20 protein-coding genes are annotated in these 21873 nt (G+C 68.3%); 7 read left to right on the top strand and 13 right to left on the bottom strand.

Annotated elements, in window-relative coordinates:
* Positions 1–95 precede the first annotated feature (95 nt).
* Positions 96–1610, bottom strand: a complete 1515-nt coding sequence (locus QZM35_RS23800) for a PLP-dependent aminotransferase family protein (protein WP_089433208.1) — start codon at positions 1608–1610, stop codon at positions 96–98.
* 123 nt (positions 1611–1733) lie between these two features.
* Here QZM35_RS23800 and QZM35_RS23795 point away from each other — a divergent pair, with 123 nt between their 5' ends.
* Positions 1734–2372: an FMN-binding negative transcriptional regulator gene (locus QZM35_RS23795; RefSeq protein WP_301776922.1), complete on the top strand. Its 639-nt coding sequence runs from the start codon at positions 1734–1736 to the stop codon at positions 2370–2372.
* Positions 2373–2427: 55 nt separating this feature from the next.
* On the opposite strand, the gene QZM35_RS23790 is transcribed toward QZM35_RS23795, so the two are convergent.
* Positions 2428–3009 carry a thioredoxin family protein gene (locus QZM35_RS23790; protein ID WP_089426713.1) on the bottom strand — a complete coding sequence of 194 codons (582 nt, stop codon included), beginning with the start codon at positions 3007–3009 and terminating at the stop codon, positions 2428–2430.
* 227 nt (positions 3010–3236) lie between these two features.
* On the opposite strand from QZM35_RS23790, the gene QZM35_RS23785 reads away from it, so the two are divergent.
* Positions 3237–3977, top strand: a complete 741-nt coding sequence (locus tag QZM35_RS23785) for a response regulator (protein ID WP_089426714.1) — start codon at positions 3237–3239, stop codon at positions 3975–3977.
* A complete protein-coding gene (locus QZM35_RS23780) occupies positions 3974–5296 on the top strand; it encodes an ATP-binding protein (protein ID WP_301776921.1) in 1323 nt (440 codons plus the stop codon). Before QZM35_RS23785 ends, QZM35_RS23780 begins: the two co-directional genes overlap by 4 nt.
* Positions 5297–5356: 60 nt before the next feature.
* Here QZM35_RS23780 and QZM35_RS23775 read toward each other — a convergent pair whose 3' ends face one another.
* The 4 genes from QZM35_RS23775 to QZM35_RS23760 form a co-directional block, all read right to left on the bottom strand.
* Entirely contained in the window at positions 5357–5968 is a 612-nt protein-coding gene (locus QZM35_RS23775) for an alpha/beta fold hydrolase (RefSeq protein WP_301776920.1), read from the bottom strand.
* A gap of 62 nt (positions 5969–6030) precedes the next feature.
* Complete coding sequence (locus tag QZM35_RS23770; protein WP_174976155.1) at positions 6031–6765, bottom strand: metallophosphoesterase; 735 nt, start codon at positions 6763–6765, stop codon at positions 6031–6033.
* 110 nt (positions 6766–6875) lie between these two features.
* Complete coding sequence (locus tag QZM35_RS23765; protein WP_174976154.1) at positions 6876–7409, bottom strand: GNAT family N-acetyltransferase; 534 nt, start codon at positions 7407–7409, stop codon at positions 6876–6878.
* A 12-nt stretch (positions 7410–7421) separates the two neighbouring features.
* Positions 7422–8054, bottom strand: a complete 633-nt coding sequence (locus tag QZM35_RS23760; protein ID WP_226272435.1) for a LysE family translocator — start codon at positions 8052–8054, stop codon at positions 7422–7424.
* Positions 8055–8360: 306 nt separating this feature from the next.
* On the opposite strand from QZM35_RS23760, the gene QZM35_RS23755 reads away from it, so the two are divergent.
* From QZM35_RS23755 to QZM35_RS23745, 3 genes are all read left to right on the top strand, one after another.
* Positions 8361–9554, top strand: coding sequence for a porin (locus QZM35_RS23755; RefSeq protein ID WP_089475553.1), 1194 nt, complete (start codon positions 8361–8363; stop codon positions 9552–9554).
* A 56-nt stretch (positions 9555–9610) separates the two neighbouring features.
* The gene (locus QZM35_RS23750) at positions 9611–9733 is read left to right on the top strand and encodes a hypothetical protein (RefSeq protein ID WP_301776919.1); all 123 of its coding nucleotides are present in this window, start codon (positions 9611–9613) and stop codon (positions 9731–9733) included.
* A 465-nt stretch (positions 9734–10198) separates the two neighbouring features.
* Positions 10199–12121 (top strand): SMP-30/gluconolactonase/LRE family protein, encoded by a 1923-nt coding sequence (locus QZM35_RS23745; protein ID WP_089426720.1) that lies wholly within the window; start codon positions 10199–10201, stop codon positions 12119–12121.
* 43 nt (positions 12122–12164) lie between these two features.
* Here QZM35_RS23745 and QZM35_RS23740 read toward each other — a convergent pair whose 3' ends face one another.
* The 5 genes from QZM35_RS23740 to QZM35_RS23720 form a co-directional block, all read right to left on the bottom strand.
* Positions 12165–13100 (bottom strand): c-type cytochrome, encoded by a 936-nt coding sequence (locus QZM35_RS23740; protein WP_301776918.1) that lies wholly within the window; start codon positions 13098–13100, stop codon positions 12165–12167.
* Positions 13097–13783, bottom strand: a complete 687-nt coding sequence (locus QZM35_RS23735) for a c-type cytochrome (RefSeq protein ID WP_301776917.1) — start codon at positions 13781–13783, stop codon at positions 13097–13099. Before QZM35_RS23735 ends, QZM35_RS23740 begins: the two co-directional genes overlap by 4 nt.
* Positions 13784–13841: 58 nt before the next feature.
* Positions 13842–14906 carry a substrate-binding domain-containing protein gene (locus QZM35_RS23730; RefSeq protein WP_301776916.1) on the bottom strand — a complete coding sequence of 355 codons (1065 nt, stop codon included), beginning with the start codon at positions 14904–14906 and terminating at the stop codon, positions 13842–13844.
* An 8-nt stretch (positions 14907–14914) separates the two neighbouring features.
* A complete protein-coding gene (locus QZM35_RS23725; protein ID WP_089475548.1) occupies positions 14915–15706 on the bottom strand; it encodes a transcriptional initiation protein Tat in 792 nt (263 codons plus the stop codon).
* A 425-nt stretch (positions 15707–16131) separates the two neighbouring features.
* Positions 16132–18321: a TonB-dependent siderophore receptor gene (locus tag QZM35_RS23720; protein WP_301776915.1), complete on the bottom strand. Its 2190-nt coding sequence runs from the start codon at positions 18319–18321 to the stop codon at positions 16132–16134.
* Positions 18322–18720: 399 nt separating this feature from the next.
* Between QZM35_RS23720 and QZM35_RS23715 the strand changes: the two genes are divergently transcribed.
* Positions 18721–19167: a hypothetical protein gene (locus QZM35_RS23715; RefSeq protein ID WP_089426725.1), complete on the top strand. Its 447-nt coding sequence runs from the start codon at positions 18721–18723 to the stop codon at positions 19165–19167.
* A gap of 25 nt (positions 19168–19192) precedes the next feature.
* Here QZM35_RS23715 and QZM35_RS23710 read toward each other — a convergent pair whose 3' ends face one another.
* Together QZM35_RS23710 and QZM35_RS23705 are read right to left on the bottom strand one after the other, a co-directional pair.
* The gene (locus QZM35_RS23710) at positions 19193–20284 is read right to left on the bottom strand and encodes a porin (RefSeq protein WP_301776914.1); all 1092 of its coding nucleotides are present in this window, start codon (positions 20282–20284) and stop codon (positions 19193–19195) included.
* Between the two features lie 102 nt (positions 20285–20386).
* Entirely contained in the window at positions 20387–21730 is a 1344-nt protein-coding gene (locus QZM35_RS23705; RefSeq protein ID WP_301776913.1) for an MFS transporter, read from the bottom strand.
* Positions 21731–21873 lie beyond the last annotated feature (143 nt).

The raw sequence follows: 21873 nt of genomic DNA, 5'->3' as shown, positions 1-21873 counted from the left end.
TTACGTTTGTTGCCCGCCGACAACCTTTTACGGGGCGGCGTGGCGCGATTCTCCCGACGAATCGCGCCACGCCGCCGGCGCTCGAAGCTGTCCGGTCAGCGCGGCACGGCGCCGTCGGCGGCCATTGCGACCACCTCCGCGAGCCGCTGCGCGGCCGCTTCCATCTGCGCGCGGCCGAACCCGCCGAAGCCGAGCACGAGCCCCGGGCGGGCGGTGCCGGGCGCGAACATCGGCGACACCGCGCGCACCGCGACGCCGGCTTGCGCGGCGCGCTCGACCACGTCGAGATCGTCGATCCCTTCCGCGAGCCACAGCACGACGTGCATCCCCTGATCGCCCGGCTGCACCCACGCGCGTTCGCGCGGCAGCCGCGCACCGAGCGTGTCGATCAGCAGCGTGCGCTGTTCCGCATACACGCCGCGCACGCGGCGGATGTGGCGGTCGAGGTGGCCTTCCGCGATGAACGCGGCCAGCACGTGCTGGTCGGCGGTCGGCACATGGCGATCCATCAGCACGCGGGCGCCGCAGAACGCGGGCACGAGATCGTCGGGCGCGATCACGTAGCCGAGCCGCAGCGACGGAAACAGGATCTTGCTGAACGTTCCGAGGTAGATCACGCGGTCGGGGTCGAGCCCTTGCAGCGACGGGAACGGATGGCCTTCGTAGCGCAGCTCGCTGTCGTAATCGTCCTCGACCACCCACGCGCGTTGCCCACGCGCCCAGGCGAGCAGCGCATTGCGCCGCGCCATGCTGAGCGGCATGCCGAGCGGATATTGATGCGACGGCGTGACGAACGCGACCCGCGCATGCGGCGCGAGACGGATGCCGGCATCGACGTCGATGCCGTCGGCGTCGACCGGCACCCGCACCATCGCGTCGCGCCGCCCGGTGCTGTCGAGCAGCGCGGTGATGCCGCGATAGGCCGGATTCTCGACCCACGCCTGATCGCCCGCGCCGAGCAGCACCTGGCTCGCGAGATGCAGCCCCTGCTGCGTGCCGCTGGTGATCACGACCTGGTCGGCATGGCAGCGCACCGAGCGCGAGCGGCGCACGTAGTCGGCGATCGCCTCGCGCAGCGGCAGCGCGCCTTGCGGATCGGCATAGCCGGACGGCGCGCCGGCGCCGCGCGCGCGCAGGCGGTTGCCGAGCCGGCGCCAGATGTCGTCGGGCGCGGTGAGGCCGATCGGCACCGAAATCGCGAACGGCATGGCCGGCAGCGGGCGGAATTCGCCGGCGATCCGCGCGAAGGTGGCGGCCGGCTCGGGGAGGCCGGCGCGCGCGGGAGGGCGGTGTCGGGCAGGCGGTTCGGGGGCGTTGACGGGAGGCGGCCCGGCGAGCGCGAGCGCGCTCGCGACCCGCGTGCCCGCGCCGCCGCGCGATTCGAGAAAGCCTTCGGCGATGAGCTGCGCATACGCATCGACGACGGTGCCGCGCGCCACTTGCAGCGACGCGGCGAGCAGCCGTGTGGACGGCAGCGCGTCGCCCGGGTGGACGTCGCCGCGCCGCACGGCGTCGCGCAGCGCCTGCGCGAGCTGGCGGCTCAGGTCGCCGGCTGCACGATCGAGCGCGCCGAGCGACGGGATGTCGACGTTCCGGGCCGTTCTTGCCATGATTCTGGTCTGCTGAAATTGTTTCAAACTGGCTCTACAGCATAAACCAGTTTGGCGCCACAATCGGCGCATGACGGGCCCGCGCCCGTTCCATTCCCACCCCCGCATGACCGTGGAGCCGCCATGTACGTCCCCGCCGATTTCAACGAACCCAACCCCGACGCGCTGCGCGAGCTGATCGTGCAGCATCCGTTCGGCAGCCTGATCACGCACGGCAAGAGCGGGCTCGATGCGAATCACATCCCGTTCGAGCTGCTGCCCGGCGACGGTGGGCTCGGCGAACTGCATGCGCACGTCTCGCGCGCGAATCCGGTCTGGCAGGACGTCGCGAACGGCGACGAGGTGCTCGTGATCTTCCGCGCGGGCGACGCGTATATCTCGCCGACCTGGTATCCGAGCAAGCATGTCGCACACCGGCAGGTGCCGACGTGGAACTACGTGGTCGTGCATGCGCACGGCCGCATCACGGTGCGCGACGACGCGAAGTTCGTGCGCGGCGTGGTCGCGCGGCTGACGCGCACGCATGAGGCGTCGCAGCCGGTGCCGTGGAAGATGGGCGACGCGCCGGCGGATTATCTCGACGCGATGCTGCAGGCGATCGTCGGGCTGCAGATTGAGATCACGCGGCTCGTCGGCAAGCGCAAGCTCGGGCAGAACAAGGACGAGGCCGATATCCGCGGCGCCGGCGACGCGCTGGTCGCGAACGGCAGCCTCGCGATCGGGGAAGCGATGATCGCGGCGGCCGACGCGAAGCACGGGTGAGCGCCCGCGACGGGCAGGCATGCGCGGGCAAGCGCCACGCCCGCACGCCGGCCCGTCACTGCGTGCGCGTCGCGCCCTTCGCGCCTTCACCGGCCTGCGCGAGCGCGCCGCGGATCGCGGCCTCGGTCTTGTCGTACCCGCCTTCGCCATAGCGCGTATAGACGACTTTCCCGTTCGCGTCGATCAGGTACAGCGCGGGCCAGTACTGGTTGCCGTACGCGCGCCACGTGTCGTAGCGGTTGTCCTGCGCGACCGGATACCGGATGCCGAAGCGCTTGATCGCATCGGCGACGTTGCCCGCGTCGCGCTCGAACGGATACTCGGGCGTATGCACGCCGACCACGACGAGCCCCTGGTCGCGATACTTCCGGTCCCACTCCTTCACGTACGGAATCGTATGAATGCAATTGATGCACGAGTACGTCCAGAAGTCGACGAGCACGACCTTGCCGTGCAACTGGCCGAGCGTCAGCGGCGCGCTGTTGTGCCAGCGGTCGATGCCGGTGAAATCGGGTGCGGCCATGCCGGCCTGCGAAGTCGGCATGCCCGCGTCGTCGCGGGTGCCCGCGAAGGCGGCGAGCCCGGCCGTGGCGGCAAGGGCGAAGACGAGGGCGGCGATCTTGAGGCGGGGCAGCATGGCGTTCTCCTGAGCGGGAGGCCGCCGCGCGGTGGCGGCGGCCGGACGGGTTTCGACAGGCCCCATTAAGCGGCGCCGACGTATCTGCGATGTGTCCGGCGCGCCACGCGTGTGCAATGTTGTGTGTCGTCACGGCGGCGCGATACATTGGGATACAAACGCATGCCCGCCGTGCGGTATAAAAGCGGACATCACCTGCCCGAATACCTCGACACCGACCACGACTCATGGACAAGATCGACCACGTGCTGATCGTCGACGACGACCGCGCGATCCGCGAACTGATCGCGGATTACCTGGAGAAGAACGGCATGCGCGTGTCGCTGGCCGCGAACGGCCGCGAGATGCGCAACGTGCTGGACGACGGCGCGCCCGACCTGATCGTGCTCGACCTGATGATGCCGGGCGAGGACGGCCTCACGCTGTGCCGCGACCTGCGCGCCGGCAAGTTCCGTACGGTGCCCGTGCTGATGCTGACCGCCCGCGGCGAGGAAACCGACCGCATCATCGGCCTCGAGATGGGCGCCGACGATTACCTGGCCAAGCCGTTCGCGGTGCGCGAGCTGCTCGCGCGGATCCGCTCGGTGCTGCGGCGCGCGCGCATGCTGCCGCCCGGCATGCAGGTGACGGAAACCGCGGAGATGCTCGCGTTCGGCGAATGGCGGCTCGACACGACCGGGCGCCACCTGCTCGATGCGGAAGGCACGCTGGTCGCGCTGAGCGGCGCCGAATACCGGCTGCTGCGCGTATTCCTCGACAACCCGCAACGCGTGCTGACGCGCGACCAGTTGCTCAATCTCACGCAGGGTCGGCAGTCCGATCCGTTCGACCGTTCGATCGACCTGCTCGTGAGCCGGCTGCGCCAGCGCCTGCGCGACGGCGCGCGCGAACCGCGCTACATCAAGACGCTGCGCAACGAGGGCTATGTGTTCTCGTCGGCCGTGACCGCCGTCGACGGTGCGCCATGAGCGCGCGCATGCCGTGGCACTGGCCGCGCTCGCTGTTCGCGCGGCTCGCGCTGATCCTGTGCGTGGGCCTCGCGCTCGCGCAGACGCTGTCGTTCTGGCTCACCGTGACCGAGCGCGACCAGGCAACCACCAACCTGATGATGGGCTACATCGAGCGCGAGGTCGCGAGCTCGGTCGCGCTGCTCGACCACCTGCCGCCGGCCGAGCGGGCCGCGTGGGTGCCGCGCCTCGCGCGGCGCAGCTACGCGTTCATCCTCGGGCCCGGCGAGACCGGCACGCCGCCGGAAGCGCGGCTGTCGGCGCGCGTCGAGCGCTCGATTTCCGACGGCATCGGCGGCGACTACCCGCTGACCGCGAACGCGATTCCCGGCGACCGCGAACATCTGCAGGTGCATCTGCGGCTGACCGACGGATCGCCGCTGACGATCGACATCCATCCGATGTCGACGGTGCCGCTGTCGGGCTGGCTGCCGGTCGTGCTCGTGCTGCAGCTCGCGGTGCTGGCCGCGTGCTGCTGGCTCGCGGTGCGGCTCGCGACGCGGCCGCTCAAGCAGCTCGCGCAGGCCGCCGATGCGCTCGGCCCCGACCTGAAGGGCGAGCGGCTGAACGAGGGCGGGCCGTCGGAAGTCGCGCGCGCCGCCCGCGCGTTCAACGCGATGCAGGATCGCATCGCGCAGTACATGGCCGAGCGTATGCAGATCCTCGCGTCGATCTCGCACGACCTGCAGACGCCGATCACGCGGATGCGCTTGCGCGCCGACATGATGGAGGACGACGCGCAGGGCGCGAAGCTGCGCCAGGACCTGCTCGAGATGGAGCATCTGGTGAAGGAGGGCGTCGCGTATGCGCGGACGCTGCACGGCAACGAGGAAGCCGCGCGCCGCATCGATCTCGATGCGCTGCTCGACAGCATCGTGTGCGACTACACGGATGCGGGGCAGGACGTGGCGCTGCACAGCCGCGCGCCGCTCGCGCTCGTCACGCGGCCGAAGGCGCTGCGCCGCATCGTCGGCAACCTCGTCGACAACGCGCTGAAGTTCGCGGGCGCGGCCGAGATCGACGTGCACGCCGCGCCGGACGGCGGCGCGGTGATCGCGGTGCTCGACCGCGGGCCCGGCATTCCGGACGATCAGCTCGACGCGGTGTTCGAGCCGTTCCGGCGTGTGGAGACGTCGCGCAACCGCGAGACGGGCGGCACGGGGCTCGGCCTCGCGATCGCGCGGCAGCTCGCGCTGGCGATGGGCGGCACGCTCACGCTGACCAACCGGGCGGACGGCGGCGGGCTCGAGGCGCGGCTCACGTTGAGGAATGCGGGGTGACCGCGCGCGGCGTGTGAGCACTTCGGCTTCAGGTTCGTGCTGAAGCCGAAGCGCGCGACGTCACCCGCGCCGCAGATGCGCATCGACGAGCGGCGCGAGCGTCGTCGCATGCACGGCCGCGAGATCGTGCCGGCCGCCCGGCACGACATGCAATTGCGCATCGGGCAGCCGTTCGAGCAGGCGCCGGCCGGCCGCGACGGGGCTGATCGGGTCGTCGTCGCCCCACAGCAGCAGCGTCGGCTGCGCGATGCGGCCGATATCCCGCGACAGGTCGGCACGGAACGTCAGGAACCAGTCGGGAAGCTGCGGGTTCGCTTCCGCGAAGCCGGTGCGCCAGTCCTGCGCGCCGAGCCCGGCCATGTCGAGGCCGCCGGACGTGACCGTCAGCACGAGGTGCGTGATCAGTGCAGGCTTGTCGAGCGCCGCGCGCATCGCGATCACGCCGCCCATCGATTGCGCGATCACGGCGGTCGGCCGGTCGATCGTTTCCAGCACATGACGCACGAGGCTGTCGAAATCGTCGACGGCCGGATCGTGCGGCGTGTCGCCGAAGCCCGGGTAGCCGACGATCCGGCGCTCGGCCGGATGCGTGAGAAGGCCGGCGAGCGGTTGCCAGAAAGCGGTGCTGCCCGATGCGCCGGGCAGGAAGAGCAGTTGCGACGGAACGGGCATGGCGGTGCGGTTTCCCGGTGAATGAAGTGAAGCGGAAGGGCGCGCGATGCGAGCCGGGCGGATCAGCACCGGCCGGTGCGCAGCGCGACGGTCCAGTCGTCGCGCCCGCGCGAGGCCGCGGTGGCGGCCGCCGTGTGCCAGTCGTATTCGACCGCATGGAATTCGACGTTCCAGCCGGCGGCCGTGCGCGTCACCATCGCGTAGCGCGCGTGCGGCGAGCCTGTCTCGATGCGGTGCGGATGCGGCAGGTCGTCCGTGTAGGCCTGCAGCCCGACGCTGCCCGGGTTGACGATCAGCCGGCCGTCGTCGAGCCTGGCCGTGCGCGGGAGGTGCGTGTGGCCGCACAGGATCAGCGATGCCGGTTCGTCACCCGCGCGCTGCGCGATTTCATCGGGCGTGGCCGCGCGGCAGCCGTCGGGCGTGACCGTTTCGAGGAAATAGACGAGGTCGCTGTCGGGCGTGCCGTGCACCATCAGCACGTCGTCGTCGAGCGTCATGCGTTCGGGCAGCGCGGCGATCCATTCCAGATGATCGGCGCGCAGCGTGTCGTGCGCCCAGCGATCCGACAGCCGCATCGACTCGCGGTCGCCGGTGAGCAGTTGCCGCTCGTGATTGCCCTTGATGGTCGGCAGGTCGAGCGCGATCAGGCGGTCGGCTGTCTCGGGCGGATGGAGCGCGCCGGACAGGATGTCGCCGAGATTGACGATCACGTCGGCGCCGCGGCGGCGGACGTCGTCGAGCACCGCGTCGAGTGCGGAGAGATTGCCGTGGATGTCGGACAGCGCGGCGATTTTCATGGTGGATCGGGAGGAGGGGAACGGCGATTGTCGCCAATTCGGCGCAGGTCGTCCAATGGCGTGCGCATGCGAAGCGGTGAGCGGTTTGACGTGACGCCGCGATGGGTGTGTCAGTCGGTCGCGAGGCGCGCGTACATCGCGAAATCGCCCGGCGTGCCGCGCACCATCTTGTACGCGCGCAACAGCCCTTCGTAGCGGTAGCCGCATTTCTGCAGCACGCGCGCGGAGCCTGCGTTGCTGGTCAGCACGACGGCCTGCATGCGCATGAAGCCCGCGGCGAATGCCCACTCGGTGACGGACGTACACAGCGCGCTCGCGATCCCGCGCCCCCAGCGCGACGGCGCGAGATCGTAAGCGATTTCCGCCGAGCGGTTCACGGTCGAGACGGTATGCAGGCCGATCGTCCCGGCGAGCGCGCCCGATGCGTCGTCGATCACGGCGAGACGCCGGATCGAGTCGGGATCCGTCGATTCGATGGCGTCGAACAGCGGCAGCAGATCGTCGGGCGAGCGCAGGTTCCAGCTCGTGTGGCAGTAGACGTCGGGGTTCGTCAGGTACGCGTACCACGCGTCGAGGTCGGCGCGTTCGATCTGGCGGAGCGACAGGCCGGGAAAGCCGGAGCGGGGCGGCGCAGCGATTTTCAACGGCATCCGCTCCTATGCCGCATGACGCCGATACAGCGCCAGCGACCCGGCGAGCGCGAGCAGCATCGCGCCGCACGTACGTTCGAGCCACAGCGCCCCCGCGCGCTTCAGCAGCCGCACCGCGCGTGCGCCGAGCAGCGCGTAGCCGAACATCACGACCCCGTCGAGCAGCGCGAACGTGACCGCGAGCGCGACGTATTGCGGCGCGAGCGGCGCGGACGGATCGAGGAACTGCGGCAGGAAGGCGGAGAAGAACAGATAGCCCTTCGGGTTCGTTACCGCCGTGAGGAAACTCTTCGCGAAGATCGACGCGTTGCGCCCGGATGTGTCGCCACCGTGCGCGGCGGCGACGTCGAGCGAGCCCTTCGACATCAGCAGCCGGATGCCGACGTACGCGAGATACGCGGCGCCGAGCCACTTCACCACCGAGAACCAGAACGCCGACGCCATCAGCAGTGCGCCGAGGCCGAGCGCGACCGCGACGATCAGCACGAAGTCGGACAGCATCGCGCCCGCGAAGCCGTAGGCCGCGCGGCGCACACCATAGCGCGAGCCGTTGGTCAGCGCGAGCAGCACGGTCGGGCCGGGGGTCGCGATACCGACGAACGCGACGGCGGCGAAGATCAGCAGGGTCGTTTCATGCATGAAGGCACTCCCGATGGATGGCGGCGCGTTCGATTATCGGTTGCGCCCGCCCGGGCTGTACAGGTGCGGCGTGCTGCGCACAAGGCCGCCCGCCCGACTATCTCGATTTTGGCAAGAAACTGTTTTCATTATTGTGCTTTCGACGGGAACCGGTTCCAACTACCATGGCGGCCGCAGTGGGCATGCCCGCCGCGTCGTCGCGCGCGGACGCGGCCGGCCTCGCACCGCCGGCATATATCGCCGCCCGCGCGCTGCTCGCAACTGACAGCCAGAACAACGGGTTCAACGCCCGGAGACACGACAATCATGAACAAGCAACTGATCGCAGCCCCGCTGCTGCTCTCGCTCGCGGGCATCGCCGCCGCGCAAAGCTCCGTCACGCTGTACGGCATCGTCGATGCGGGCGTCACCTATCGCAGCAACGAGCGGGTCGGCTCCGCGGGCGCGTACACCGGGCATTCGAGCGTCGGGCTCACGACCGGCAACCTGTCCGGCAGCCGCTGGGGGATCAAGGGTTCCGAGGATCTCGGCGGCGGGATGCGCGCGCTGTTCGTCCTCGAGAACGGCTTCGACATCACGAACGGCACGTCGGGGCAGGGTGGCCGCCAGTTCGGCCGCCAGGCATTCGTCGGCCTCGGCAGCGACCGCTACGGCACGGTCACGCTCGGCCGCCAGTACACGTCGCTCGACGACTTCGTGAGCCCGGTCGGCCCGTCGTCGTACATCGGCGGCTTCGGCGCGCACCCGGGCGACATCGACGACCTCGACCAGACCGCGCGGGTCGACAGCTCGATCAAGTACACGAGCGCCAACTACTCGGGCTTCACGTTCGGCGCGCTGTACGGCTTCGGCAGCCAGCCGGGCAGCATGAAGCAGCGCAACACGTGGAGTGTCGGCGCGGCGTACGCGGCGGGCCCGCTGCGCGTCGGCGTCGGTTACGAACGGTCGGACAACAGCAAGACGGGGGCGACCGACCCGACGGCCGGCAAGTGGCAGAGCACCGACGACGGGCTGTTCAACTCGTCGATCAACGAAGGCTATGCGAGCGCGCAGTCGCAGCAGATCATCGCGACCGGCGCGACCTACGACTTCGGGCCGGCCGTCGTCGGCGTGAACTACAGCAACGTGCAGTACCGCAGCGGCGGCCAGTCGCTGTTCACGGGCCACGCGACGTTCAACGTCGCAGGCGTGTTCACGCGCTGGAACGTGCGCCCGCAGACGCAACTGTTCGCGGGCTACAGCTACACGCGCGGCAGCGATGTCGACGGCGTGGACGACCGCGCGCAATATCACAACGTCACGCTCGGCGCCGTCTACGACCTGTCGAAGCGCACCAGCGTGTACCTGCTCGGCGCGTACCAGCATGCATCGGGCATGACGCTCGACGCGCTCGGCCACCCGGTGGCCGCGACGGCCTCGGTGTCGGACAAGGCGAACGGCCACTCGTCCGATTCCCGCTCGCAGGCCATCGTCAGCCTCGGCCTGCGCCAGAAGTTCTGACGCGCAGCGATCGTTGCAGCCGCAACGTTGCCCGCCGCCGATGCCGGCAACGTTGCATGCAGGCTTCCGTACTGTCGCCGCCTTTCCTGGACTACCGGTACCGCGTGATCGACGTCGTCGACGCGCGGCCGAAATTCCTCGACGGCCGGGCTGGCCCGACGCTCGACGACGCGAACTGAACGATCGCGGCCGCGTGCCGGCATGGCCGGCGCGCGGGTTGTGGGTTTGCTCCACCGTATCCCGCTTTCCTCTCCCTTCCTCCCGCCGCATGCCGCCGTGCCGAATCGCGATGACGTGATTGCGCCGGATATTATTTTTTCTCTTTCATTTCAATTTCGATTTGTAATCATTTGGCCCATTTCCGGGCAATGAAAAAGACAATGCGGGCATTTCAGAAAAAATGACGCATTCGCATTGAGTGAGCCGGAAGAAAATGCCGGGGAAAAAGCGCCGAAACCGTGCGCCCGGCCAGCTGCTGCGGCGCGGTGAGCGGGTTTGACCATCGTTGACGGAAAAGCGCCGGACGGCAAAAGGAACGGAGTGAATAATTCGGGAGGGCGGCGAATGCGCTTTAGCCGGAATCACCAATATTTCACGCGCCGCGATTTACAGTGTCGACCATTGAACGTTCGGGAGCATTATTCATGTCAATGAAACAAATTCGGGCGGCGTTGCTGGGAATGTGCATGGCAATGCTGGCGCCGGCGAGTCACGCGCAGGTGCAATACTCGACCGACTGGCTCGCGAACACGTACGGCACGCTGGCCCAGCACGTCGGCAATGCCGCGCGCTCGATGTGGGTCGCGCCCGAGGGCGTGATCTATACGTCGTCGCGCTGGGACGAGAACGCGGGCGGCGTCGCGCTCTACCAGAACGGCCAGACGTTGGGCACGATCGGTATTCACGACGAATTCCAGGGCGGGGCGATTACCGGCAACGCGACGTCGATCTTCGTCGCGCTCGGCTACAACCGCACTTTCGGCAGCGGCTCGGTCGGCCGCTACGATCGCAGTACGAACAAACGCGACCTGCGTATCCCGGTCAGCACGTGGACGGGCCTCCCGAACCCGGACGTGATCACCGGCCTCGCGACGGCCGGCAACCTGCTGTACGCGAGCGATTTCTACGGCAACCGCGTGCGCGTCTATACGACCGACGGCGTCTGGCAGCGCGACATCGGCGTGACCGGGCCCGGCGCGCTGGCGCTCGATGCGGCGGGCAACCTGTGGGTCGCGCGCATGAGCGCGGGCGTGGTCGCGCAGTACAGCGCGACCGGCACGCTGCTGAACACGATCCAGATGGCAACCGGCGCGCGGCCGTCGGCGCTGTATTTCGATGCGTCGACGGGGCAGTTGCTGGTGGGCGACCAGGGCCCGGACATGAACATCAAGCTCTACAGCCTCGCCGGCCTGCCGCAGCAGATTGGCACGTTCGGCGTGCAGGGCGGCTATCTCGACACGACCTCGGGCATCAAGGGGCAGGTCGGCGACAAGCGCTTCACGCGCGTGGTCGGCATCGGCAAGGATTCGGGCGGCAACCTGTACGTGCTCAACAACGCGTGGGGCGGCGGCTGGGATCTCGGGCGCAACGGCAGCACCGATCTTCATTCGTACAGCCCGACCGGCGCGCTGCAATGGAAGCTGCAGGCGCTGAACTTCGAGGCGATCGCCGCGCCCGACCCGGCGACCGACGGCGCGTTCTTCTACAGCGGCAACAACGTGTATACGGGCTCGGCGGGCGGCACGTTCGTCGCGAACACGGTCGACCCGTTCACCTATCCGAAGGACCCGCGCCTCGACATGAACGACTACCAGCGCGGCCAGCATTTCGGCCAGCTCGTGATGGTGGGCGGCAACCGGATTCTCGTCGCATCGGGCCAGAACCCCGGCAACTTCAATTTCTATTACTTCACGCCGGCGACCGGCTACATCGCGAATCCGGCCGGCTCGCTGCCGGGCAAGCCGTTCAACACGACGTTGCAGGTCACGACCGGTTTCGACATCGACGGCAACGGCGACGTGTGGGCCGGGCTGAACGGCACCAACGCGATTACCCGCTACCCGATGACGGGCTTCGATGCGACCGGCAAGCCGTCGTGGGGCAAGCCGGTGACGACGCCCGTGCCGAGCACCGTGGCGCCGACGACGCGCATCGTCTACCAGGCGGACAGCGACACGATGATCCTCGCGCAGGGCCTCGCGAACAACTGGGACTGGACCGCGATGAACGGGCACATCGAGGTCTATCACGGCTGGAAGAACGGCAACACGACCGCGCCGAACCCGGTGATCAACCTGACCAGCGCGAACCCGAAATCGATCGCGGCGGCCGGCCACTACCTGTTCGTCGGCTACGTGCACACCGTGCCGAACGTCGACGTGTTCGATCTCAACACCGGCGCGCTCGTGACGACGCTGACCAACTCGAACACGTCGGCGATGGACGTCGGCAACGACGTCGACTCGATGTACGGGATCCGTGCGTACCTGCGCTCGACCGGCGAATACGTGATCACGAAGGACAACTACAACGGCACCAGCATGATCGTGTATCGCTGGCATCCGTGAACGCGCAGGCCGTGCGGGCCGGGTGGCCGGCACGGCGTTTGCATCACGGTGCGCCGAGCACGCGCCCGTTCACGCTGAGCCCGTACATCGAATCGGGCGAGTCGTGGAACTTCGCGCGCGTGTCCTGCACCGAGCCTGTGAAGCGCGGGTCCTGCGGACGTTCGTGGCTGTCCATGAAGGTCGCGACGTCCCACGCCTCCTGATCGGTCAGCGTGCCGCCGAGCCCGAGCGGCATGTTGGCCTTGATGAAGCCGGCCGCATTGCGGATGTCGCCCATCCCGGCGCCCCAGTTGAACGAACGCGCGCCCCACAGTGCCGGGAAGACCGCCTTGCCGCCGCTCGACTGCCCCTGGCCGTCCGCCCCGTGGCACAGCGCGCAGTGCTGCGTGTAGACGGCGCCGCCGCGTGCATAGTCGGCCTTCTGCGCGGGCGGCGGCAGTTTCAGGAACCCCTGCCCCGGCAGCTTCGTGCCGACCGGCGCGCCCTTCGCGAGCCAGTACGAATAGGTCTCGAGCGCGACGAGGATCGGGTCGCCGGCCGGCGGTGCCTTGCCGTTCATGCTGTATCGAAAGCATCCCTGCAGGCGCTCGGCGAACGTGTTCACGTGGCCGTTCTTGCTGCGGTATGCCGGATACAGCAGGTAGGCGGCCCACATCGGGCTCGAATCGGGCCGGCGGCCCGCGTCGAGGTGGCAGCTCGCGCAGGTCAGCTTGTTGCCGACGTACTTGCCCGCGAACTCGGGCGTGTGCAGGAAGATCTGCTCGCCGAGCTTCACGGTCTTGCCGAATTCGTCGGCGGGTATCGCGGATTCGGCGGGCGGCGCGAAGGGTTTGGCGGCCGTTGCCATCGTGGCCGGCGCGGGTGCGGAAGCCGCGGCCGGTGCATCCTGCGGGGTAGCCGCGAACGCCAGCACGGGCATCCAGGCCGCGCCGAGCAGGGCCGCGCGGGTGCGGCGGATCAGCGTCGTGCGGTCGATCATCGCTTGTCTCCTTGTGCCGCGCCGCCGCGCGCGTAGTAGGCGGCCACCGCGTCGATGTCGGCGTCGGACAGCTTGCCGGCGATCGCCGGCATCAGCGCCATTGGCCCGGGCGGGCGCGTGCCGTGTTTCCAGCCGTTCAGCTGGCCGGCGATATAGGCGGCCGGCTGGCCCACGAGCGGCGGAAACGCGGTGCCCACCCCGAGGCCGCCGGGGCCGTGGCATTGCGCGCACGCGGGCAGGCCCTGCGACCAGCGTCCGCGCGTCGCGAGCCACGCGCCGGTGTTAGCCGGGTCGATCGACGTGTCGTTGGAGGCCACGATGCCGGCCGGCGCGGGCAGGCTCGCGAAGTACGCGGAGACCGCGTCGCGCTCGTGCGGCGTCATCAGTTTCGAGAGCGGCTGCATGACCGGGTTCTGGCGGCTGCCGTCCGCGAACGCGGCAAGCTGCGCGGACAGATAGGCGGCAGGGGTGCCCGCGAGGCGCGGGAAGCCGGCCGCCGCGTTGCCTTCGCCCTGGCTGCCGTGGCAGCCGATGCACGCGACGACGCCCGTCGTCGTGCCCTGTGTGGCGATCGTCTTGCCGAGCGCCGCGTCGTCCGCGCGCGCCTGGCCGGCCAGCAACGCCGCCGCTGCGAGCAGCAGCGGTGCGAACCGGCGTCGCGGTGTGTCCACCGTATCGTTCACGTATCCCCTCCTTGTTGTAGGTCCCTCGCGCCGCCGAACTGCCGGCGCGGCCGCGCGGTCAGCCCGCGTCGGATTGCTGCTGCTCCGGCGCGAGGTGCTGCGTCGGTGTCGCCGCATCGTATCGGCCGAAGCCGTAGCGCTGGAAAATCCGGAACGCCTCCGGCGACCGGATGAACGCGAGCCACGTGCGCGCGGCCTCCGGATGCGGCGCGTCCTTCACCATCGCCCCCGCATAGATGGCCGTCGTATTCTGCTCGGCCGGAATGTCGATGTGCATCAGCGGATGCCCGACCTGTTCCTGGAACGCCGCTTCGGATTGCCACAGCACGCCCGCGTCCGCGCGACCCTGCATCAGGAACAGCGCGGTTTCCCGATGATGGATGTGCGTGAGCTCGGCCGTGCCGGTGCGCACCTTGTCGTCGTAGACGGTACGCGCGAGCGCGTCGCCGCCGGCTTTCACGAGCGACGCGCGGATCTGCCGCGCGACGCCTTCGAATGTCGGATTGGGCATCGCAAGCTGCACGTCGGGCCGCGCGAGGTCGTTCAGCGATGCGATACGCTTCGGATTGCCGGCGCGCACCATGATCGTCAGCTGGTTCGTCACGTACGGCACGGCCGGGCCGATGAGCGTGCCGTCCGCGATCAGCCCGTTGATCTTGCCGAGCCCCGCGAAATACGCATCGGGCTTGACCGTCCACGTCATGTTGCCGACGGTGATCGTGCCGCCCGCCTGGATCTGCTTCACGAGCAGGCCGGGTGGGATCGTCTCCCAGTAGATGCGGCCACGGTACTCGGGGTGATCTTCCTCGAACTTCGCGACGAGCGGCGCCATCGCGAAGAAATAGTTGCCGCCGACGAACAGCACGAGCTTCGGCGCGGTGAGGTCGCCGTGGAAATCGGCGAGCACGTCGACCTGCGGCACCGTGAATTCGAGGCCACGGTGCGTCGCGTCGTTGTTGCGGCCGTTTTGCCAGGGCGGAAAGACGGTTGCGGCGGTATCGGCGGGCGCGGCGAGCGACAGGGCCGACGCGCAGCAGAGCCACGCGGCCAGCACGGCGCGCAGCGTGCGCCGACGGCGGCGCGACGGCGATGGCGGTTCCAGTTGCAGCGGGATCGATGTCATCGCGAGGCTCATTTTGCGTACGTGAAGCCGGCCTGCTGCAGTTCGGGCAGCGTGCCGACCGCGCCTGGCGTGACGATCGCCGACGGGATCACGTGGTTGGTCAGGTCCGCCGCAAGCGCATCGAGCGGCAGCTTGTCGGGATTCGCGTTCGCGCCGTCGAGCCGTTCCGCGAGTTCCCAGATCGCGTTGTGGCACGACAGGAACACGACGCCACGCTGCTGCAGCGCGGCGATGCTGTTGTCGTGCGACGAGAACGCGCCGTCGGGTAACTCGTGGTCTTGCGCGCTTTTCGATTGCGCGGGCTTTGCATCGAGCAGCGTGTTGGACGGAAACGCGGCACCGGCGAATTTCGCGAGGCCGTATTTGTCCCACGCGGCCTGGTCGAACAGCGCGAGATGCGCGCTGCCGTGCGTGGCCGAAACGACGAGGAAATCCGGGTGACGGTACGACCAGATCTGCGCATTCAGCGAATTGCGCATCAGGTTCAGCCATGGGCCGCCGAGCTCGGTGTTGTCCCATACCTGCTTCGGGCCGCCGCGGTAGCCGGTTACTTCGGCGAGCGCCGCGTGATCCCACTGGTCGGGGCGTTCGAGGATCATCGGCACCGTCTTGAAGTCGCGCCGCCTCGGCGCGGCCGCGAGGCGGCGCGTGAGGTCGGCGAGGTGCGTGGCGCCGCCCGGCAGCAGCGCGCCGGTGTCGGGCGTGGCGGCGTGAGCGGGGCGCGCGGCGGCGAGCAGCGCGGTGCCGGCCGCGAGGCCGAGTGTCTTGAGCGCGCCTCGGCGTGCATGCCGGTCGGACATGGCATATCTCCCGGAATCGTTTTTGTGGGGGGGGGCGTGTCGCGTTGCCGTGCGGCGATTCGGCGTCGCGAATGCGTAGCCAGTCTAGCGGCGCATGCTCGATACGGAAAATCGCGATATCGGATGGGAGGTATTCGAGGGTCTGATGATTGGACGGGCGGGCGGGGGCGGTGCGAACGGTGCGGCGACCGTCGGGGCGAGCGTTGCATCCGACCTTCTTCGCAGCGCCGGGTCGTCGGAAGCATCCAGCGGACGGGTCCGGTTGCGGTCGACGAATTGACCTGATTATTGATATTGATAACTGATTATAAGGCGAGGGGAGCAAATGGTCGGCTTGTATAATCGCCCCCCACGAGTGTGATGCGGGTTTGCGGGTGGGCCGCCGCTTGCCGGCCAGCCCACGCCCGCATCAGCGCATCAGACCATCAGAACGACACCGTCGTTGTCAGCGTGACGAGCCGCGGCTCGCCGACCGCGATGATCAGGTTGTTGTTGCTCGACGGGTAGTAGGTCTTGTCGAGCAGGTTCTTCACGTTGAGCTGGAAGCGCGTCGGGAACTTGCCGATCGTCGTTTCGTAGGCGGCGAATGCGTCGACGGTCACGTAGCCGGGCAGCGTGAAGCTGTTCGCGGTGTCACCCGAACGTGAGCCGACAAGTCGTGCGCCGCCACCGAAGCGCCAGCGGCCGGGCAGGTTCGCGATCGCCGTGTCGTATACCGCGAAGAGGCTGCCCGTATGGCGCGCAACGTTGGTTAGCGGCGTATTGCTGTCGCGATCGGTCGCATTCGTGTACGCATAGCTGCCGATCACGCTCAGGTGGCGCGTGATCTGCCCCGCGACGTCGAGCTCGATCCCGCGCGAGCGCGCGGTGCCGATCGTCGACGTCAGATCGCCCACCGTGACCGCGACGTTGCGCTTGTCGATCTGGTAGACCGCGAGCGTGCCAGTGATCGCCGGCTTCAGGCTGAACTTCAGCCCGGCCTCGAGCACGCGGCCGTATTCCGGTGCGAGCGGCGCCGCGACGTTCGTGGCGACGTTCGGCTTGAATGAGCGGCTGACGTTCGCGTAGGCGGTCAGCGCCGGCGTGAGCGCATAGGCGAGCCCGAACTGCGGCAGCCACACGCTGCCGCGCGAGCGGTCGGCGAACACGAACGGCCGCCCCATCCCCGATTCCTGCTGCCAGTTTTCCCAACGCAGCCCGCCTACCGCGGTAAGGCGATCAGTGAGCTTCACCGAGTCCTGCACGACCATCGAATATGCATGCACCACCGAGCGCGAATCGCTCTGCTTCGGGTTGGGCGTGCCGCCCGGCGCGAGCAGGTCGTACACGGGATCGTAGAGATTGAAGCCCTTCGTCGCCTTGCCGCGGATCGTGTCGCCGCGGAAGCTGCGCTGCCGCTCGTATTCGCCGCCGATGTAGATCGCGTGATTCATGCCGGCGAGCGTCACGTTACCGAGCAGGCCGAGCGTCGCGATCTGGTCGGAATCGTTGCGCCCGAGATTCGCATCGGACGAGCGCGTCAGTGCGCCGGTGGTGCTGTTGAACGCGGTTGCGCGGGTAATGTATTGATCGTAGCGATCGCGGCCCCAGCCGTAGGTTGCACGCACGCGCCACGCATCGGAGAAGCGGTGCTCGACGCGCGCACGCAGCGTTTCCTGGATGCCGGTGCTCTGCGACCACGCTTCCTCGTAGCGGCGATAGCGCAGCGCATCGTCGAGCTGGCCGTTCACGAGCACGGTCCCGCGATCGAACGGTGTCGTGTAGTCGACGTACTGGTAGCTGACGTCGATCGACGTGCTCGCGTCGTGCCACGACAGCGCGGGTGCGATCAGCGCGTCGCGCTGGCGGCCGAAGCTGCGCCAGTAGCGGCTCGTGTCGTACTGGCCGGTCAGCCGGAACGCGAGCGTGCCGCCCGCGACCTGGCCCGGCTTGCCGAGCAGGCCCGTAAGATCGAACGTCGCGCTGCTGCCGCCGTGGCTCGTGCGCGAGGCCGAGATCGAGCCGCCGAACGTGTCTTCCGGCTTGCGCGTGACGAGGTTGATCACGCCGCCCGGATCCTGCATCCCATAGAGCAGCGACGCCGGGCCCTTCAGCACTTCGACGCGGTCGATCGTCGCCAGATAGCTGTGCAGCACCGGCGTGCGCACGCCGTCGACGAGCACGGAGCCGTCGTTGTTCGACCCGAAGCCGCGTTTGATGAACGCGTCGCGCGTGCCGCCTAGGGTGTTCGTTTGCGTGACGCCGCTGATGTTGCCGAGCACGTCGTCGAGCGTGCGCGCCTGCTGGTCCTGCATCACGCTGCTGCTGACCACCGCGACCGATTGCGGAATCTCCTTGATCGAACGGTTGTCGCCGCCCGCGATGCTCGTGGTGCGCGGCTGATAGCCGACCGTCGGATCGGCGGTTGCCGATGCGCTGACGCTGATCGCCGGGAGTTCGCGCGCGGCCGGCGGCGCGGGTGTGGAAGCGGAAGCAGGGGCGGCGGATTCGGCGTCGGCGCGTTCTGCGGCGGACGCATGCGTGCCGCTCGCGACGCACAGGGTGATCAGGGCAGGCAGGCTCGTGCGCCACGGACGCAGGGTCCGGGCACGGCGGGGTGTTCGGCGGGGTGGCATGAATCGATGCAGGACGGAGTGCTAAGGATCGGGGCGCGGGCCGCGGCGTTTCGCCACGACCAGGACGCGAATAATATATGTAATGAGAATCATTTGCAATTGTAATGAAATGATTCGCGCCACGGGGACCTTGGTTGCCGGGCCGTCGGCCGTCTGCTACCGTAGCGACCAAAATCAGACGCAGTGAAATTCAATGAGAGAGCCGGGGGCCGCACCATGTCACCTTCCTGTCACGTCGCGTTCAGCGCGACGCTGCGCACCGCGCACGACCATGCGGGTGGAGAAGTGATCGCAGCCGTGTTCCGCCATTCGAACGATTAAAGCAACGGAAGCGAATTCGTCAGGCGCAAGCGCCGGGCTTCAATTACTTCAACCACCACGCTAGACGGGAGACCACCCATGAAGAAGATTTCCGCGCCGTTCGCGGCGGCCGCGCTTGCAGCATGCACGATGCTGGCGGGCGTTCATCAGACCGCCTGCGCCGCGTCGGACACCGAGCCCGCGATCGACGCGCATTACGGCGCCGTGATCGAGGCGTACACGCAGGACATGGCCGCCGCGAAGACGAAGTACGACGGCAAGCGCCTCGTGTTCGTCGGCGCCGTGATCCGGATGGGCAGCGATCCGGGCGGCACCTATTTCGGCGCGCTGACGAAGGACGGCGAGCAGTTCGACACGCATTTCGACGTGGCCGACCAGGATGCGCTGAAGCCGAAATTCCCCGGCGGCGAGATCAAGCCGTTCGTCACGTCGGCGGCGTTCCGCTTCAGCTGCGTGAACGAAGGCTATATCGATGCGCCGGTGCTGCCGGGGTTGAAGCTCTCGCACTGCAAGCTCGCCAACTGACCTGCGCCGGCGCGGTGGCCGGCGTTCAGAACTTCTGCTGGATGCCGGCCATCACGCCGAGCTGGTTCATCCCGGTCCTGACCGTCCCGCCGGCGGCGACCGCGTTCGCAGCCAACTTGCTATTGAACATGTAGCCCACCGACGTATAGACGGTCGTCCGCTTCGACAGGAAATAGTTCGCGCGGCCGACGAGCAGCGTGGCATTCGTGCCTTCGCTGTTTTCGCGGCGCTGCAGGTAGCGTACGCCCTGCAGGTCGAGCGCGAGGTAGGGCGTCGCGTAGTACGTGCCGCCGGCGAACACGATATCGGCCTGCAGGTGGTCGGCCGCCGCGAGGTTGCGGCGGATCCATCCGGCGCCGAGTTTCGCCGGGCCGATCTTCACGTAGCCGGCGACGATGTCGCGCGTGTCGGTGTATGCGGGATTGTTCAGCGGGGCGAGCGCGCCGCCGCCGCCGCGCATCACGTCGTGCGACGCGGCGATCCCGAAGTTGCTCGCGTCATACGCGAGCATCGCCGTGTACTGGCGGCAGGCGACGATGTCGCCGGGCACCTGCCCGGCACAGCCCGTCGCCGACGGCCCTGCCGGCCCGGCCGCGTCGCGGCCGAAGCTGTAGGTGGCGCCGAGCGTCACGCCGTGGAACGTGCCCTTGTAGCCGATCGCATTGTCGCTGCGCGCGTTCGGCAGATAGGAATCGAAATCCGCCATCGAGTGAATCGACGGGCCGATCACGTCCGCATTGGTCAGCACGATCATCGACATGTTCATCTGGCGGCCGAGGGTCAGCGCGCCGAACGGACCGTTCACGCCGACGTTCGCCTGTCGCCCGAACAGGCGCCCGCCGTAGTTCAGTGCGCCGGTGCCGGGCTGGAAACCGTTTTCGAGCACGAAGAAGGCCTGATAGCCGCCGCCGAGATCCTCCGTGCCTCGCAGCCCCCACCGTGACGGCACCTCGCCGGTCAGCGTCGGCATGCCCGTGAACGATCCGCCGTGCGCGGCGTTGTTGTAGTAGGACACGCCGGTATCGATGATCCCGTACAGCGTGACGCTGCTTTGCGCGCAGGCCGGTCCGGCTAGTGCCATCGCCGTCGCGAGCGCGACGCCCAGTTTCTTTTTCATGATTGTCTCCAAACGGTATGTAGCTATGCTTATCGATTTTTATAATGACCCGGACGAATCCGGGGTGCCGACAGGCAGCGGCAAGACGGCTGGCGTCGCGTGTTACGACATCGCCGGGTCGCGTTGCGGGCGCGGTGCCGCGGCACGCGCGCCCACTACGGCGACGGCGATTGCCGCGCCGGCCATCGGCATGAGGAACGCGAGATAGAGATGGGACACGGACCAGCCGTCGTCCAGCAGCGCACCGACCGTCATCGGCGACAGGATCGCGCCGAGGCGGCCGATGCCGACGGCGAGGCCGATGCCGGTCGTTCGAATTTCGGCGGGGTACGGCGTCGGCGACAGCGCATACATGCCGGCCACGCACGCATTGATCACCGCGCCGAGGAGCACCGCGACGGTCATCCCGATACCGAGCGAGCCCGTGTTCGCGCCGAACACGACCATCAGCGCGCCGCCGAGCAGCAGGGTCGCGCCCAGCAGGTTGCGCAGGCCGACGCGCGTCGACAGCAGGCTGAAGAGCGAGGCGCCCGCAATGCCGCCGAGGTTGAGCAGGACGCCGCCGGTGACGCCCTGCGATGCCGACAGCCCGGCCTGGACCAGCAGCTTCGGCGTCCAGCTCACGACGAAATAGAAGCTGCCCATCACGAGGAAGAACGCGATCCACAACGCGATCGTGCGGCGCGCGAGCGGTGCGCGGAGCATGGCCGTCCAGCTCGACGCGGGGCTTGCCGTGCCGGTGGACGAGGCCACGGGCGGCAGCGCGTCTATCGGTGCGCGCTTCATTCTCGCGAGGATGCGGTTGATTTTCTGCAGCGCGTGGTCCGGACGCCTCGCCAGCAGGAAATCGAGCGATTCCGGCAGCAGCGCGAGCACCATCGGGATCGCCAGCAAGGTCAGGATGCCGCCGAACGCGAACACGCTGCGCCATCCCCACGTCGACAGCAGGTAACCGGCGATGACGCCGCCGGCGGTGGCGCCGATCGCGTAGCCGGTCGACTGCATGCCGATCGCGGCGCTGCGCCATTTGTTCGATGCGTACTCGCCGCTGATCACGGTCAGGCTCGCCAGCATGCCGCCGATGCCGAGCCCCGTGTACGCACGCGCGACGGCGAGTTGCAGCGTGCTGTGCGTGGCCGCGCAGGCGAGCATCCCGGTCGAGATCACGGCGAGGCAGAGCAGGATGATGCGGCGGCGGCCGACGCGGTCGGCCAGCGGCGCGATCAGCACCGAGCCGATGCCCATGCCGGCCAGCCCGGCACTCAGCAGCAGGCCGATTTCCTTGCCGCTCAGTTTCCATTCGGCCGCCAGGTGCGGCGCGGCAAACGCGACGGCCAGCACATCGAAGCCATCGAGCATGTTCAGCACGACGCAGGCCGTGACCGCCATCGTCTGGAACGCGCTCATCGGGGATTCGTCGATCGTATTGCGGATATTTGCGCTCACGTCAAAGACCCTTCATAAAATAGTATGACTAATCAAATGGAATGGCATTGAAGCCGGGGTAGCGAATGGGACGAAAGCGAATGCGTGGGTTGACGGGCATCCCCGGGGAACACCCGCTGCGATCGGCAGGCGCCGCAAGTGCG

This window comes from Burkholderia sp. AU45274 (genome assembly GCF_030482505.1).
Lineage (GTDB): Bacteria > Pseudomonadota > Gammaproteobacteria > Burkholderiales > Burkholderiaceae > Burkholderia.
The sequence above is the reverse complement of the archived record's forward strand: the minus strand, read 5'-3'. Positions and strand labels throughout refer to the sequence as shown.

Bases quoted from the DNA above. Each gene is read 5' to 3' on its own strand.
- QZM35_RS23740 (WP_301776918.1), bottom strand. From the start codon at position 13,100: ATGATCGACCGCACGACGCTGATCCGCCGCACCCGCGCGGCCCTGCTC.
- QZM35_RS23770 (WP_174976155.1), bottom strand. From the start codon at position 6,765: ATGAAAATCGCCGCGCTGTCCGACATCCACGGCAATCTCTCCGCACTC.
- QZM35_RS23760 (WP_226272435.1), bottom strand. From the start codon at position 8,054: ATGCATGAAACGACCCTGCTGATCTTCGCCGCCGTCGCGTTCGTCGGT.
- QZM35_RS23780 (WP_301776921.1), top strand. From the start codon at position 3,974: ATGAGCGCGCGCATGCCGTGGCACTGGCCGCGCTCGCTGTTCGCGCGG.
- QZM35_RS23790 (WP_089426713.1), bottom strand. From the start codon at position 3,009: ATGCTGCCCCGCCTCAAGATCGCCGCCCTCGTCTTCGCCCTTGCCGCC.
- QZM35_RS23795 (WP_301776922.1), top strand. From the start codon at position 1,734: ATGTACGTCCCCGCCGATTTCAACGAACCCAACCCCGACGCGCTGCGC.
- QZM35_RS23710 (WP_301776914.1), bottom strand. From the start codon at position 20,284: ATGAAAAAGAAACTGGGCGTCGCGCTCGCGACGGCGATGGCACTAGCC.
- QZM35_RS23725 (WP_089475548.1), bottom strand. From the start codon at position 15,706: ATGTCCGACCGGCATGCACGCCGAGGCGCGCTCAAGACACTCGGCCTC.
- QZM35_RS23755 (WP_089475553.1), top strand. From the start codon at position 8,361: ATGAACAAGCAACTGATCGCAGCCCCGCTGCTGCTCTCGCTCGCGGGC.
- QZM35_RS23750 (WP_301776919.1), top strand. From the start codon at position 9,611: ATGCAGGCTTCCGTACTGTCGCCGCCTTTCCTGGACTACCGGTACCGC.
- QZM35_RS23745 (WP_089426720.1), top strand. From the start codon at position 10,199: ATGTCAATGAAACAAATTCGGGCGGCGTTGCTGGGAATGTGCATGGCA.
- QZM35_RS23715 (WP_089426725.1), top strand. From the start codon at position 18,721: ATGAAGAAGATTTCCGCGCCGTTCGCGGCGGCCGCGCTTGCAGCATGC.
- QZM35_RS23720 (WP_301776915.1), bottom strand. From the start codon at position 18,321: ATGCCACCCCGCCGAACACCCCGCCGTGCCCGGACCCTGCGTCCGTGG.
- QZM35_RS23775 (WP_301776920.1), bottom strand. From the start codon at position 5,968: ATGCCCGTTCCGTCGCAACTGCTCTTCCTGCCCGGCGCATCGGGCAGC.
- QZM35_RS23800 (WP_089433208.1), bottom strand. From the start codon at position 1,610: ATGGCAAGAACGGCCCGGAACGTCGACATCCCGTCGCTCGGCGCGCTC.
- QZM35_RS23785 (WP_089426714.1), top strand. From the start codon at position 3,237: ATGGACAAGATCGACCACGTGCTGATCGTCGACGACGACCGCGCGATC.
- QZM35_RS23730 (WP_301776916.1), bottom strand. From the start codon at position 14,906: ATGACATCGATCCCGCTGCAACTGGAACCGCCATCGCCGTCGCGCCGC.